Consider the following 13351-nt stretch of genomic DNA (forward strand, 5'->3'; position numbering starts at 1 on the left):
TAGTCAGCCCCGATGAACAGCAAACCTCCGGTCTGCGCGGCCTCATCGCCTTTGGCCTTGCCCGCCGCCAGCAACACCTACGAGTACGTCCAGCTCAGCGACGCCGAGCGTGCCAGCACGCCATTGGCCGAAGAAGTCGCCCTGGCCATCGCCTTCAACGGCCTCAATCAGGCCGTGATGCTGGTGAGCCCGACCGACCTGGAAGACTTTGCAGTCGGTTTCAGCGTCGGCAGCGGGATTGTCGAAGGCACTCAGGAAATCTATGACCTCAAGCTGTCCGGCAGCGGTTCGGCAATGTACGCCGACCTGGAAATCTCCAGCCGCGCCTTCTGGAACCTGAAAAACCAGCGCCGCCAACTGGCCGGTACCAGCGGCTGCGGCCTGTGCGGGGTCGAAGCCCTGGAGCAGGCACTGCCAGAGCTTGCCGAACTGCCCGGCGCGCCACTGCCGCCCGCGCACTGGCTGGCTGGCCTGCGCCAGCGCATCGACGCCTTCCAGCCGCTAGGCCAGCATTGCGGCGCGGTGCATGCGGCACTGTTCATGGACCGTAACGGCGAGCTGTTGCTCGGCCGCGAGGACATTGGCCGGCACAACGCCCTCGACAAACTGATCGGCGCCCTGCTGCGCCAAGGCATCGACAGTGAAGGCGGCCTGGCCATCGTCACCAGCCGCTGCAGCCTGGAGCTGATCCAGAAGGTCCTGCGTGCCGGCATCCAGACCCTGGTTAGCCTGTCGGCGCCCACCGGCCTTGCCCTCCAATGGGCACGCAAGCACAACCTCAACCTCATCCACTTGCCCAAGCACAGCGCACCGCGGGTCTACAGCCCAGCGGCGGAGTCGTAACAGCCGTGACCTCGTACCAGCACCTCCCGGACAACGCCCCAGCCTCCTCCCCTCGCTACAAGCCCTACCACGGCCCCGCCGGCGGCTGGGGGGCGTTGCGCAGCGTGGCCAAGGCCTGGGTCGGCAGCGACAATGCGCTGAAGAACATTCGCGCCCTGCTCAAGACCAACCAGAATGGCGGCTTTGACTGCCCTGGCTGCGCCTGGGGCGATTCGCCGGAAAGCGGCATGGTCAAGTTCTGCGAGAACGGCGCCAAGGCAGTCAACTGGGAAGCCACCAAGCGCCGCGTCGATGCCGCCTTCTTCGCCCGCTACAGCGTCAGCGCGCTGCGCGAGCAAAGCGATTACTGGCTCGAGTACCAGGGCCGCCTGACCGAACCGATGGTCTACGACGCGCAACGCGACCATTACCAGCCCATCAGCTGGGAGGCGGCCTTCGCCCTGATCGCCCGCGAACTGAACAACCTGGCAACCCCTGACCAGGCTGAGTTCTACACCTCGGGCCGTGCCAGCAACGAAGCGGCGTACCTCTACCAATTGTTCGTGCGCGCCTACGGCACCAACAATTTCCCGGATTGCTCGAACATGTGCCACGAAGCCAGCGGCGTGGCCTTGGGGCAGAGCGTCGGCGTCGGCAAGGGCACGGTCACCTACGACGACTTCGAGCATGCCGATGCGATCTTCGTCTGGGGCCAGAACCCGGGCACCAACCACCCGCGCATGCTCGACCCGCTGCGCGATGCGGTAAAACGCGGTGCCCAGGTGGTGTGCGTCAACCCGCTGAAAGAGCGCGGCCTGGAGCGCTTCCAGCACCCGCAGAACCCGCTGGAGATGTTGACCAACAGCGACCGGCCGACCAACACCGCGTTCTTCCGCCCGGCCCTGGGTGGCGACATGGCGCTGCTGCGTGGCATGGCCAAGTTCGTCCTGCAGTGGGAACGCGAAGCCCAGGCCAAGGGTGAGCCTGCGGTCTTCGACCACGCCTTCATTGCCGAGCATGGTCACGGCGTCGATGACTACCTGGCCGTGGTCGACGCCACTTCGTGGGAACACATTCAGGCGCAATCCGGCCTGACCCTGGCCGACATCGAACTGGCCGCGCGCATGTACTGCCGTGGCAAGCGGGTGATCATGTGCTGGGCGATGGGCATCACCCAGCACCGCCATTCGGTGCCGACCATCCAGGAAATCGTCAACCTGCAGATGCTGCGCGGCAACATCGGAGCGCCAGGCGCCGGCCTGTGCCCGGTGCGTGGCCACAGCAACGTCCAGGGCGACCGCACCATGGGCATCAACGAGCGGCCGCCGGTGGCCTTGCTCGACGCCATCGAAAAGCGCTTCAACTTCCCCGTGCCGCGGCACAACGGCCACAACACCGTCGAAGCCATCCACGCCATGCTCGACGGCCGCGCCAAGGTGTTCATCGGGCTGGGCGGCAACTTTGCCCAAGCCACGCCAGACACCGAGCGCACCGCGCAGGCGCTGCGCAACTGCGAACTGACCGTGCACATCAGCACCAAACTCAACCGCAGCCACCTGGTCCACGGCAAGCAGGCGCTGATCCTGCCGTGCCTGGGCCGTACCGACATCGACCTGCAGGCCGATGGCCCACAAGCGGTGACTGTGGAAGACTCGTTCAGCATGGTCCACGCCTCCAACGGCCAGTTGAAACCGCTGTCGACGCAGATGCGCTCGGAGCCTGCGGTGGTTGCCGGTATCGCCGCCGCCACCCTGGGCAAACAACCGGTCGACTGGCACTGGCTGGTGGCCGATTACGACCGCATCCGCGACCTGATCGGCGACACCATCCCCGGCTTCAGCGGCTTCAACGAACGCCTGCGTGAACCGGGTGGCTTTTACCTGGGCAACAGCGCCGCCAGCCGCGAATGGAAGACCGCTACCGGCCGCGCCAACTTCAAGGCCAACCTGTTGCCGGATACCTTGCTTGATGAAAGGGTGCGGGCCAGCGGCCAGTTGCCCGACCTGATCATGCAGTCGATGCGCTCGCACGATCAGTACAACACCACCATCTATGGCCTGGATGACCGCTACCGCGGCGTGCGTGGCCAGCGTGAAGTGCTGTTCGCCAACGAGGCCGACATCGTCCGCCTGGGGTTCCAGCCGGGGCAGAAGGTCGACATCGTTTCGTTGTGGGGGGATGAGCATGTGCGCCGTGTGCATGGTTTCACATTGCTGGCCTTCGATATCCCGGCGGGGCAAGCGGCGGCTTACTATCCCGAAGTGAACCCGCTGGTGCCGCTTGAGAGCATTGGCGATGGCAGCCATACGCCGACGTCCAAGTTCATTGCCATCAAGCTTGAGCGGGCGCGGGATAACAATCGGATTATCTGACATTCACTGCACAATCATTGTAGGAGCGGCCTTGCGTCGCGAAAGGGCTGCGCAGCAGCCCCCAATTTCGGCGTCGCCGCAAATATTGCTGGGGACGCTTTGCGGCCCTTTCGCGACGCAAGGCCGCTCCTACAAAGCCAGCGTATGACTGCGCGGAACGTAACCGGCAAAAACGAAAAAAGCCCTGTTCCGCAACGGTTCAGGGCTTTGTCATAAGTACCTCTGACAGCCAAAAAACGATTAAGTTTCACAGCAAATACAGTAACTTAGAGAATTGTGTACAACTCGTGCTACTCGTCGGATTTCAATTGCCAGCCGCCCTCCAGAGCCTCAAATTCGCCCTCGTCATCCCTATGAGGCTCTCTTGATGAAGAAGTACTCCTCGATTCTGTTGTTGTCTTTCAGCTTGCTCAGCGGCGTTGCCATGGCCGGTGGCAATACCGAGGCCGGCATTGGCGGCGCATTGGGTGGGGTACTCGGCTCCGTCGTGGGCAACTCCATCGGTGGTAGCACAGGCGGCGCGATTGGTGCCGGCCTGGGCGGCGCCGCCGGCGGTGCACTGGGTGCCGACAAACGCCAGCGTGGCGAAGCCGCCATCGGTGGCGCGCTGGGCGCTGCAGGCGGTAACGTGGTCGGTCGCTCCGTGGGCGGTACCACCGGTAGCTACATTGGTGCAGCAGCCGGCGGTGGTGCCGGTGGCGCGCTGGGTAACTACATGGGTAACAAGGCCGACGAAGACGAGCGCCATGACGATCGTCGCTACCGTCGCAGCTATGACGACCGCCGTCACTACGACCGTGGCCACCATTACGGCCACCGCAAGCACAAGCGCCACTGGCGCGACTAATGCCTGAGGGCCCAGCCCTGGCAACAAAAGCCCCGCCCGCACCGGCGGGGCTTTTTTATGCCTGTTGCCCGAGCTGAAGGCCAGCGAGCACTGCCTGCAGCGCCTCTGGCAACGGCACAGGCCGGCCGCTTGCCCGCTCGATGAACACCTGCACCACCGTCCCCGCCGCACAGGCGTCTGCTTCACCCGGGCGATACAGGGCCAACCGGTACTCCACGGTACTGCCCGCCAGGCGCGTCACGCCCAGCCCCACCTCAAGCACATCCGGAAAGCCCGGCAGGGCGAAGAAGTCTGCAGCCGAACTGACCACAAACGCCGCCAGCGCACCTTCGCGCAGGTCGAATTCGGCCTGCTCCACCAGAAACGCCTGGATAGCGGTTTCGAAGAAGCCATGCACGGTGGCACCGGCGATATGGCCGTTGTGATCATTGTCTTGCGGGCGGGTGAGGATGGGGTGGAAATGGGTGAATGCGGAACGCTGAGGAGATTCGGTCATTAGTTATCCACAGTTGATGACACCAGAAGGAAGCTTCCCACAACAATATCGGAAGGCATATAGTCGCAATCAACTATAGATTGCATAGCATGGTTAATCCCGATGAAACCGAGAAAAACACCCGTGCCCACTCATCAAGTAGACCATGCCAACCTTAGCCGATTGGCTGAAGCAGGACGCATCAACGCCACTCACATCGTGGGCCAACCGGGAGGCTGGGCCGTTCAGGTCGATATCAATCAGCAGGAACACATTCTGACCGCCCAACGCAGCGGCAACGTGAGGCTATTCAAGAAATTCGAAACCCTGGTGACTTACCTGCTCGATCTGGGTATTGAGCATTTCGAAGTCGATGCATCCACGTTTGATCCTGGCCAAACGAGTACCTATCAACGGCCGGATCGTGCCCAGGCCCTCAAAAAGGCCCATGAGGCCGCAGCCTATGAGGCTTGGTTTACTGAACAGGTCGAGGCAAGCCTGAACGATATTTCACCGCTTATGGAGGATGAAGAAGCGGAACGACTGTTCGCCGCACACCGCGCTGCGCTCAGGGCCAAAATCCGCTGATGCGCCTGGTATGGCGTCAGATGGCACGTAAAGACCGTTTTCGCATCATGGACCATATTGCGCAAGATAACCCTGAAGCGGCCATCATGCTGGACGAATCCTTCAGGGAAAAAGCCAGGCGCGCTGCACACAATCCTTCTCTGTACAGAAAGGGCAGGCACCCAGAAACTCGAGAAATCGTGGTACGGCCTAACTATGTGATGATTTACCGCGTCTCGGGCGAGTGCGTTGAGATCATCCGTATTCTGCATGCACGGCAAAAATGGCCTTGATTCACATACGAAAAAGCCGCCCCTGAGGGCGGCTCTGTCGTTGCAACTGCTAGCAGCTTACAGCTGTGGACCAGCAGCCTTGATCGCGTCGGAAACTTCGAATTTCTTGAAGTTTTCGATGAACAGCTTGGCCAGGCCTTTGGCCGCTTCGTCGTAAGCGGCTTTGTCAGCCCAGTTGGTGCGCGGGTTGAGCAGCTCGGTGTCGACGCCCGGAACGGCCTTTGGCACGTCCAGGTTGATGATGTCCAAGTGCTCGGTTTCGGCGCCTACCAGTGCACCGCTCTGGATCGCAGCGATCACAGCACGGGTGGTCGGAATGCTGAAACGCTTGCCAACGCCGTAGCCACCGCCGGTCCAGCCGGTGTTGACCAGGTAAACCTTGGAGTTGAAGCCGTTGATGCGCTTGATCAGCAGCTCAGCGTACTCGCCAGCCGGACGCGGGAAGAACGGCGCGCCGAAGCAGGTGGAGAAGGTCGACTTGATGCCGCCGCCCGAACCCATTTCGGTGGAACCGACCAGCGCGGTGTAACCGGACAGGAAGTGGTAAGCAGCCTGTTCGTTGTTCAGGATCGAAACCGGAGGCAGAACGCCAGTCAGGTCGCAGGTCAGGAAGATGACCGCGTTAGGCTCGCCACCCAGGTTCGCTTCGGAACGCTTGGCAACGTGCTCCAGCGGGTAGGCCGCACGGCTGTTCTGGGTCAGGCTGACGTCGGTGTAGTCGGCGTGCTTGTTGGCGTCGAGTACGACGTTTTCCAGCACTGCGCCATGCTTGATGGCTTTCCAGATGACCGGCTCGTTCTTCTCGGACAGGTCGATGCACTTGGCGTAGCAGCCGCCTTCCATGTTGAAGACAACGCCTTCGCCCCAACCGTGCTCGTCGTCACCGATCAGGTAACGGCTTTCGTCGGCCGACAGGGTGGTCTTGCCGGTGCCGGACAGGCCGAAGAACAGGGTCACATCGCCTTCTTCGCCGATGTTGGCAGCGCAGTGCATTGGCAGCACGTCAGCGGCCGGCAGCAGGAAGTTCTGCACCGAGAACATGGCTTTCTTCATTTCACCGGCGTAACGCATGCCAGCGATCAGCACCTTCTTCGCGGCGAAGTTGATGATGACGCAGCCGTCGGAGTTGGTGCCGTCACGCTCAGGCTCGCACACGAAGTTGGCAACGTTGAGCACTTGCCACTGGTCACGGCCAGCCGGGTTGAACTGTTCAGGGTTGATGAACAGGCAACGGCCGAACAGGTTCTGCCAGGCAGTCTGGGTGGTCATCTTCACCGGCAGGTAGTGCTCGGCGGCCGCCCCTACGTGAACGTAGGAAACGAAGTGATCCTGGGCGTTGTTGAACGCCTCGACGCGGTCCCACAGGGCATCGAACTTGTCGGCCGGGAACTTGCGGTTGATCGGGCCCCAGGAAATGGCATCCTGGGTGGAAGGTTCTTCGACGATGAAACGGTCAGCCGGCGAACGGCCAGTACGGTGCCCAGTCTCAACGACCAGTGCGCCGGTATCGGCTAGTACGCCTTCACCGCGTTGCAGCGCTTCTTTTACCAGCTCATCGACGCTCAGGTCGGTGTACACGGTGTTGTTGGCTTGCGTCATGAGATACCCCATCCGGCCCGAGGCCGAGTGCTCCAAACGTTTTGTAGTTGTCTGTAAAAAACTACTACAGCGAAAAAAGTGGCCGGATTATGCCAGAAAAGCCCAAAAAAAGTAGGCCCCTCCTGTCGTAACCGCGCTTTTGCGCAATTAGACAGGAGATTTCCCTGCAATTAATCGTTTCAGTGGCGAGTTTCTGAGGCCGTGTCCGTGCCGCCACCCGCAAACAGTTGCGCCACATCGCTTGCATCGAAGAAATAGCGCTCGTTGCAGAACTGGCAATCGATCTCCACCTTGCCACCACACTCCTCGACCAACTGCTTGGCGTCGTGCTCGCCGAGGCTGACCAGCGCATTGCCGGAGCGCTCGCGCGAGCAGCTGCAGTGGAAGCGCAGGGGTTCGATGTCGAACAGGCGCACCGCGTCTTCGTGGTACAGACGGTGCAGCAAGGTTTCGTTGTCTTCTTGCCACTCTTCAGGCTTGAGTGTTTTGGCCAGGGCTACAACGTGCTGCCAGCTGTCCTCGCGCTCTTCGTCGTCCGGCTGGCGATCACGTGGCAATTGCTGCAACAGCAGGCCGCGGGCCTTGCCATCTTTGGCATCGAGCCAGAAACGGGTGTTGAGCTGTTGCGACTGAACGAAGTAATTGGTGAAGCACTCCGCCAGGTTGGCACCGTCCAGGTCCACGGTCCCCTGGTAGCGCTGGCCGTTGACTGGGTCGATGGTCAGCGTCAGATGGCCGTCGGGCATCAGCTGCGCCAAGGTCGCGTCGGCAGGAATCTGATCGACTTCGTAACGGGCCACGCCGCGGATTTCACGCTCGCCCGAGCATTCCACCATCAGCAGCGGGATCGGCCCCTCGGAGCGCGCCTGCAGGATCAGCAGGCCGTCGAACTTCAGGGCACCCACCAGCAATGCGGTGGCGGCCATCAATTCGCCGAGCAGCGCGGCCACGGGTTGGGGGTACGGGTGACGCGCCAGCACTTCGGCATAGCTGCGGTCGAGCCCTACCCACTCACCGCGGATATCGCGGTCGTCGAAGAGGAAACGTTGGGTGAAATCGGTATCCGGCAATTCGCTCATAGGTTCTGGCTATCTGAAAATGATGACAAAATGGTTACACGGCGTTTCGAAATACTGCGAAGCCCGTGGCAGAGCGCTCACAAGGCGCTCCGATTCCTGTTGGCAATAGAGGTATCTTATGGACAATCGACCACTGTTCCAAGCAAGGTGGTCCTTCGGGCCCTTGGCAGCCTGCACACTGCTGCCCATCGCTCTACTGTGTTTCTGGTTATGGCCTTTTGGCCAGATCCTGTGCCTGACTTTCGACGAGTGGCTGTTCCACAGCCTCAATGCGCCGCTGGCCGACAACACCACCTGGCGCTACATCTGGACCCTTGGCAGCCTGCGCCCGTTCGACATCGTGGTCGGGCTGATCCTTCTAGCGGTGCTGATCCGTGGCAACTGGGTGTTCAAAGCCTGCCAGGTGCGTGAGGCGTTTTTCGGCTTTCTGGTGACCCTGATCCTATTAGTGGTGATTCGCGCGCTGTTTTCCAAGTGGGTGGATGCTGCGGGGTGGCAACACAAGAGCCCGTCGATGATCTTCGATGACGTCGTGCACCTCAGTGACTATTACCCGAACCTGGAAGCGGCCTGGGAACTCAAGGACCGCTCCAGCAAGAGTTTCCCGGGCGATCACGCCTCGGTGCTGCTGGTCTGGGCGTTGTTCATGAGCGTGTTCAGCCGTCGCCTGATGCACTACCTGGTGGTCTGGGGGCTGGCGCTGGTGTTCATGCTGCCACGCTTGGTGGCGGGCGCCCATTGGGGCCAGGACGACTACATCGGCGGGTTGCTGATGGCGGTGCTGGCGTTGGGGTGGAGTTGCTATACGCCACTGGCGGCCAAAGGCAGTGCGGCGTTGATGCGCTGGACGGCGCCGTTGTTTGCCCTGGCAGCCAGGTTACCGTTGGTCGGTAGATTGGCGGTGGTTCGCTAACAGCGGGGGCCGCTTTGCGGCCCATTCGCGGGGCAAGCCCGCTCCCACATTTGCCCCGCGAATGGGCTGAAAGCAGCCCCTGTTCAGTCAAAGCTACCGTGCAGTTGGTGAATCTGTCGCCGCTGCTTCTTGTTTGGCCGGCCATCGGTGGTCACACCCATCGCCCCGGCCTTGCGCATTTCGGCAGCCTGTTCGCGGCGGCGCACACTCTCTTCGGTTTCGGCATACAGCGCCTGCGCTTCGGGCGCCCCGCGCCTGACCACCGACAGCGCCTTGACCACCACTGTGCGCTCGTCAAACCCGGTGCGCAGTACAAACTCATCCCCTACCCTCGGTTCCTTGCCCGGCTTGCAGCGTTCGCCCCGGCAATGCACCTTGCCACTTTCGATGGCCGCCTTGGCCAGCGCGCGGGTCTTGTAGAACCGCGCCGCCCATAGCCATTTGTCCAGGCGAACCTTGTCGTCTTCTTCCGCCTTGTGTGCCATCCCGTTACCTCGAATTCTGTCTTTAATCGAACTGTACTACCGTATCTTGCGGATGCAAAAAGTCCACGCCGTGCTTACAGTTCACCACCTTATCCCCTGGGTGCGCTTCGTGAAGACATTTGACCATTTGACTGTGATCGGCCTGCGCGAGTGGGTAGCCCTGCCCGACCTTGGCGTCGCCGGGCTGCGCGCCAAGATCGACACCGGCGCCAGTACGTCCAGCCTGCACGCCACCGAGGTGGAACAGTTCGAACGTGACGGCCAACCGTGGGTCCGATTTACTGCGCACCTGGGTTCGGTGGTGCAGTTGCGCCACCGCCGTTGCGAAGCGCCACTGGTGACCATGAAGACCATCAAGAGCTCCAATGGCCACGCCCAGACCCGCTATGTGATTCGCACATCGCTGGCACTGGGCGATAGCGTGTGGGAAGTCGAGTTCACCCTGGCCTGTCGCAAAGAGATGCGCTACCGCCTGCTGCTGGGTTCCAAGGCACTTATTCACGGCCACTTGGTGGTCAACCCTGGCCTGAAGTACGTACAAGACAAACCGGCCTTTCCGGCCACCCTTTCCCCTGTCACAGGTGCTGCATGAAGATCGCTGTGCTGTCGCGCAATCCGCGTCTGTATTCCACCCGCCGCCTGGTCGAAGCCGGTACCCAGCGTGGCCACGAAATGGTGGTGATCGATACCCTGCGGGCCTACATGAATATCGCCAGCCACAAGCCGCAGATCCACTACCGCGGCAAGCCACTGGAAGGCTTCGATGCGGTGATCCCGCGCATCGGTGCCTCGGTGACGTTCTATGGCTGCGCGGTGCTGCGCCAGTTCGAAATGATGGGCGTGTACCCGCTCAACGAGTCGGTGGCCATTGCCCGCTCACGTGACAAGCTTCGCTCGTTGCAGTTGCTGTCGCGCCGTGGCATCGGCCTGCCGATCACCGGTTTCGCCCACTCACCTGACGACATCCCGGACCTGATCCAGATGGTCAACGGCGCGCCCCTGGTGATCAAGGTGCTGGAAGGTACCCAGGGCATTGGCGTGGTGCTGTGCGAAACAACTCAAGCTGCAGAGTCGGTGATTGAGGCGTTCATGGGCCTGAAGCAGAACATCATGGTGCAGGAATACATCAAGGAGGCCGGCGGGGCCGACATTCGCTGCTTTGTGGTCGGTGACAAGGTGATTGCCTCGATGAAGCGTCAGGCCAAGCCCGGCGAGTTTCGCTCCAACCTGCATCGGGGGGGTGTCGCCAGCCTGATCAAGATCACGCCGGAAGAGCGGATTACCGCCATTCGTGCCGCCAAGGTGATGGGGCTGAGCGTGGCGGGCGTGGATATCCTGCGCTCCAACCATGGGCCGTTGGTGATGGAGGTGAATTCGTCGCCGGGGTTGGAAGGGATTGAAGTGACCACCGGCAAGAACGTGGCCGGGATGATCATCGAGCACCTGGAGAAGAATGGCGGACCGAATCAGACTCGGACCAAGGGTAAGGGCTGAAATGTTGGGGCTGCTTTGCAGCCCATTCGCAGCACAAGGCTGCTCCTACAAGGGACCGCGTAAGCCTTGTTGGAGCAGCCTTGTGCTGCGAATGGGCCGCAAAGCGGCCCCGACAATCACACCGCATTACGCGGCAGCAAAAGCCCCAACGGCAACCTGACCCGCGCCTCGATCCCGCCACCCGACCGGTTGCGCAACTCGACATTCCCGCCATGCTGGGCTGCGATGCGCTTGACGATCGCCAGGCCCAACCCGGTGCCCTTGCCACCACGGGCACGGTCACCGCGAATGAACGGGTTGAAGATCGTCTCCAGCTCCGACTCGTCGATCCCCGTCCCCCGGTCCAGCACGCTGAGCACCACGTAAGGCGCGCTCTCGTCGCCGGACACATAGGCCGCCACTTCCACGCCCTTGCCGGCATGGTGCAGGGCGTTGCCGATCAGGTTGCCCAACATGCGCTTGAGCGAAACCCGGCGCAGCGGGAACGGCGGAATCGGCTCCAGGCACAGCCGTACACGTTCTTCGGGCTGGTTGTACGGGGCCACCACTTCGCGCACCAGGTCGGCCAGGTCGACCTCTTCCACCGGCTCGTCACGGCCATCGCGAATGAACGCCAGGAACTGGTCCAGAATCGCGTCCATGTCCTCGATATCGCGGACCATGTCATCGCTAAGCTCGTTGTCACTGTCCAGCAGCGAAAGCGACAGGCGCAGCCGCGTCAGCGGTGTACGCAAGTCGTGGGAAACCCCTGCCAGCATCAACTCGCGTTCACGCCCGGCCTGCTCGACATCCTCAGCCATCTGGTTGAACGCGCGGTACACCTCGGTCATCTCACTGGGCGTATCGCTGATTGGCAAGCGCACGCTGCGCCCCTGGCCCAGTTGCCGGGCGGCGAACACCAGGCGCTTGAGCGGCTGGTTCAGTTGGCGCACGAAAATCCAGGCAGAGGCGGTGGACAACAGGCCGATGGCCAGGAACCAGCCAAGCACGTTCCAGATCTTCTGCCCACGCAGCGGGTGCGGGTACAGCGGCACTTTGAGCCAGCCAGGGCCGAGGCTCGGCGCATTGACCCACAACGCCGGTGGCGCATGAATGCGCAGGCGTACTTCGGTGTCTTCGCCCAGTTCGGCCTGCATCTGGCGCTGGTAGATCTCGCTGTAAGGCCAGTGCTGCTCGCCTTCCGGCACACCCGAGCCGGTCACCCGGATCAGGCCTGCGGCTTCGGCGATCTTGTCACGGTTCTCTTCATCGGCAGCCCAATAGGCGCGCAAGGTCAGTGCCACACCGTGGCTGTACTGACGGTCGACCAGCACATCCTCGTTCATCAACAGATAAACGAGGGTCAGCGCCTTGGAAAACAGGACGACGATCAGCACCAGCCACAGCGTGCGGGCGAAGAAGCTTTGCGGAAACCACAACGGCGTTCTCATGGGCGACGCGGCATCATTTGCCGGCGTTTCCGTCCGGCACGAAGACGTACCCTACGCCCCAGACCGTCTGGATGTACCGTGGCTTGGACGGGTCGGGCTCGATCATGCGGCGCAGGCGCGAGATCTGCACGTCGATGGAACGCTCCAGGGCATCCCACTCGCGGCCACGGGCCAGGTTCATCAGTTTGTCGCGGGTCAGCGGTTCACGCGCATGCATGACCAGCGCCTTGAGCACGGCGAACTCACCGGTGGTGAGCATGTGCACTTCGTCGCCGCGTTTAAGCTCGCGGGTGGCCAGCGACAGCTCGTAATCACCGAAGGTGACCGATTCGTCTTCGCTGCCCGGGGCACCCGGGACGCTCGGTGCCTGGCGGCGCAGCACGGCCTTGACCCGGGCCATCAGCTCGTCCGGGTTGAAGGGTTTGCCCAGGTAGTCGTCAGCGCCCAGCTCCAGCCCTTTGATGCGGCTGAGCTCGTCGCCTTTGGCGGTGAGCATGATGATCGGGATCTGGTTGTTCGACTGGCGCAGCCGCTTGCAGGCGGACAGGCCGTCTTCGCCCGGCAGCATCAGGTCGAGCACCACCAGGTTGAACACCTCCCGCGCGAGCAGGCGGTCCATCTGTTCGGTGTTGGGCACCGCGCGGGCACGGTAGCCCTTGCTGGTGAAGAAACGCTCCAGCAGGCTGCTCAGCCCCGGATCGTCGTCGACGATGAGAATCTTGTCACCTTCAGCGGTGTTTGCAGTGCCGGTCATGAATTACTCCTCTGGTATCGCCGCGCATTATGGCGTAGCCATTGCAACGCGTGCCGTGAGCATTGTTAGCAGATTTTTCCCCCGGCGCCAGTTCCGGGCCGTTCAGGCTGGCTTGGCGCCATCACCGCAAGCCGGTCACGATGGGTATAATGCGCGGCTTTCATCCAGTGCCGTCGGGCTGCAAACCCGCGCGCGGCCCCCGTATTCACAATTGTCAGGTG

Annotated in this window: 14 protein-coding genes; 8 read left to right on the top strand and 6 right to left on the bottom strand. The window is 62.0% G+C overall.

Annotation, left to right across the window (positions count from 1 at the left end):
- Positions 1-12 precede the first annotated feature (12 nt).
- The 3 genes from fdhD (at position 13) to AB7M33_RS07700 (ending at position 4041) form a co-directional block, all read left to right on the top strand.
- Positions 13-843: a formate dehydrogenase accessory sulfurtransferase FdhD gene (fdhD, locus tag AB7M33_RS07690; RefSeq protein WP_099452628.1), complete on the top strand. Its 831-nt coding sequence runs from the start codon at positions 13-15 to the stop codon at positions 841-843.
- 5 nt (positions 844-848) lie between these two features.
- Entirely contained in the window at positions 849-3194 is a 2346-nt protein-coding gene (locus tag AB7M33_RS07695) for an FdhF/YdeP family oxidoreductase (protein ID WP_454242659.1), read from the top strand.
- A 367-nt stretch (positions 3195-3561) separates the two neighbouring features.
- Positions 3562-4041: a glycine zipper domain-containing protein gene (locus AB7M33_RS07700; RefSeq protein ID WP_027595195.1), complete on the top strand. Its 480-nt coding sequence runs from the start codon at positions 3562-3564 to the stop codon at positions 4039-4041.
- Between the two features lie 55 nt (positions 4042-4096).
- Here AB7M33_RS07700 and AB7M33_RS07705 read toward each other — a convergent pair whose 3' ends face one another.
- Positions 4097-4537, bottom strand: coding sequence for an acyl-CoA thioesterase (locus tag AB7M33_RS07705; RefSeq protein WP_085273862.1), 441 nt, complete (start codon positions 4535-4537; stop codon positions 4097-4099).
- A 102-nt stretch (positions 4538-4639) separates the two neighbouring features.
- On the opposite strand from AB7M33_RS07705, the gene AB7M33_RS07710 reads away from it, so the two are divergent.
- Both AB7M33_RS07710 and AB7M33_RS07715 read left to right on the top strand, forming a co-directional pair.
- Positions 4640-5104 carry a hypothetical protein gene (locus AB7M33_RS07710; protein ID WP_454242660.1) on the top strand — a complete coding sequence of 155 codons (465 nt, stop codon included), beginning with the start codon at positions 4640-4642 and terminating at the stop codon, positions 5102-5104.
- Between the two features lie 20 nt (positions 5105-5124).
- Positions 5125-5376, top strand: a complete 252-nt coding sequence (locus tag AB7M33_RS07715; protein WP_454242661.1) for a type II toxin-antitoxin system RelE/ParE family toxin — start codon at positions 5125-5127, stop codon at positions 5374-5376.
- 57 nt (positions 5377-5433) lie between these two features.
- Here the strand turns inward: AB7M33_RS07715 and AB7M33_RS07720 are convergent, their stop codons facing one another.
- Both AB7M33_RS07720 and hslO read right to left on the bottom strand, forming a co-directional pair.
- Positions 5434-6975, bottom strand: coding sequence for a phosphoenolpyruvate carboxykinase (locus tag AB7M33_RS07720; RefSeq protein ID WP_027595193.1), 1542 nt, complete (start codon positions 6973-6975; stop codon positions 5434-5436).
- Between the two features lie 179 nt (positions 6976-7154).
- On the bottom strand, positions 7155-8054 hold the full coding sequence (hslO, locus tag AB7M33_RS07725) for an Hsp33 family molecular chaperone HslO (protein ID WP_454242662.1): 900 nt from the start codon (positions 8052-8054) through the stop codon (positions 7155-7157).
- Between the two features lie 118 nt (positions 8055-8172).
- On the opposite strand from hslO, the gene AB7M33_RS07730 reads away from it, so the two are divergent.
- Entirely contained in the window at positions 8173-8967 is a 795-nt protein-coding gene (locus AB7M33_RS07730; protein WP_027595191.1) for a phosphatase PAP2 family protein, read from the top strand.
- Positions 8968-9050: 83 nt separating this feature from the next.
- Here AB7M33_RS07730 and AB7M33_RS07735 read toward each other — a convergent pair whose 3' ends face one another.
- On the bottom strand, positions 9051-9452 hold the full coding sequence (locus AB7M33_RS07735) for an RNA-binding S4 domain-containing protein (RefSeq protein WP_027595190.1): 402 nt from the start codon (positions 9450-9452) through the stop codon (positions 9051-9053).
- 109 nt (positions 9453-9561) lie between these two features.
- Here AB7M33_RS07735 and rimB point away from each other — a divergent pair, with 109 nt between their 5' ends.
- A complete protein-coding gene (gene rimB / locus AB7M33_RS07740) occupies positions 9562-10044 on the top strand; it encodes a retropepsin-like aspartic endopeptidase RimB (protein WP_027595189.1) in 483 nt (160 codons plus the stop codon).
- On the top strand, positions 10041-10946 hold the full coding sequence (rimK, locus tag AB7M33_RS07745) for a 30S ribosomal protein S6--L-glutamate ligase (RefSeq protein ID WP_012316721.1): 906 nt from the start codon (positions 10041-10043) through the stop codon (positions 10944-10946). Before rimB ends, rimK begins: the two co-directional genes overlap by 4 nt.
- A gap of 116 nt (positions 10947-11062) precedes the next feature.
- On the opposite strand, the gene AB7M33_RS07750 is transcribed toward rimK, so the two are convergent.
- Together AB7M33_RS07750 and ompR are read right to left on the bottom strand one after the other, a co-directional pair.
- On the bottom strand, positions 11063-12376 hold the full coding sequence (locus AB7M33_RS07750) for an ATP-binding protein (protein ID WP_027595188.1): 1314 nt from the start codon (positions 12374-12376) through the stop codon (positions 11063-11065).
- A 13-nt stretch (positions 12377-12389) separates the two neighbouring features.
- Complete coding sequence (gene ompR, locus AB7M33_RS07755; RefSeq protein ID WP_085273867.1) at positions 12390-13130, bottom strand: osmolarity response regulator transcription factor OmpR; 741 nt, start codon at positions 13128-13130, stop codon at positions 12390-12392.
- Between the last annotated feature and the right edge of the window lie 221 nt (positions 13131-13351).

It is taken from the genome of Pseudomonas sp. Y3 TE3536, assembly GCF_053629175.1.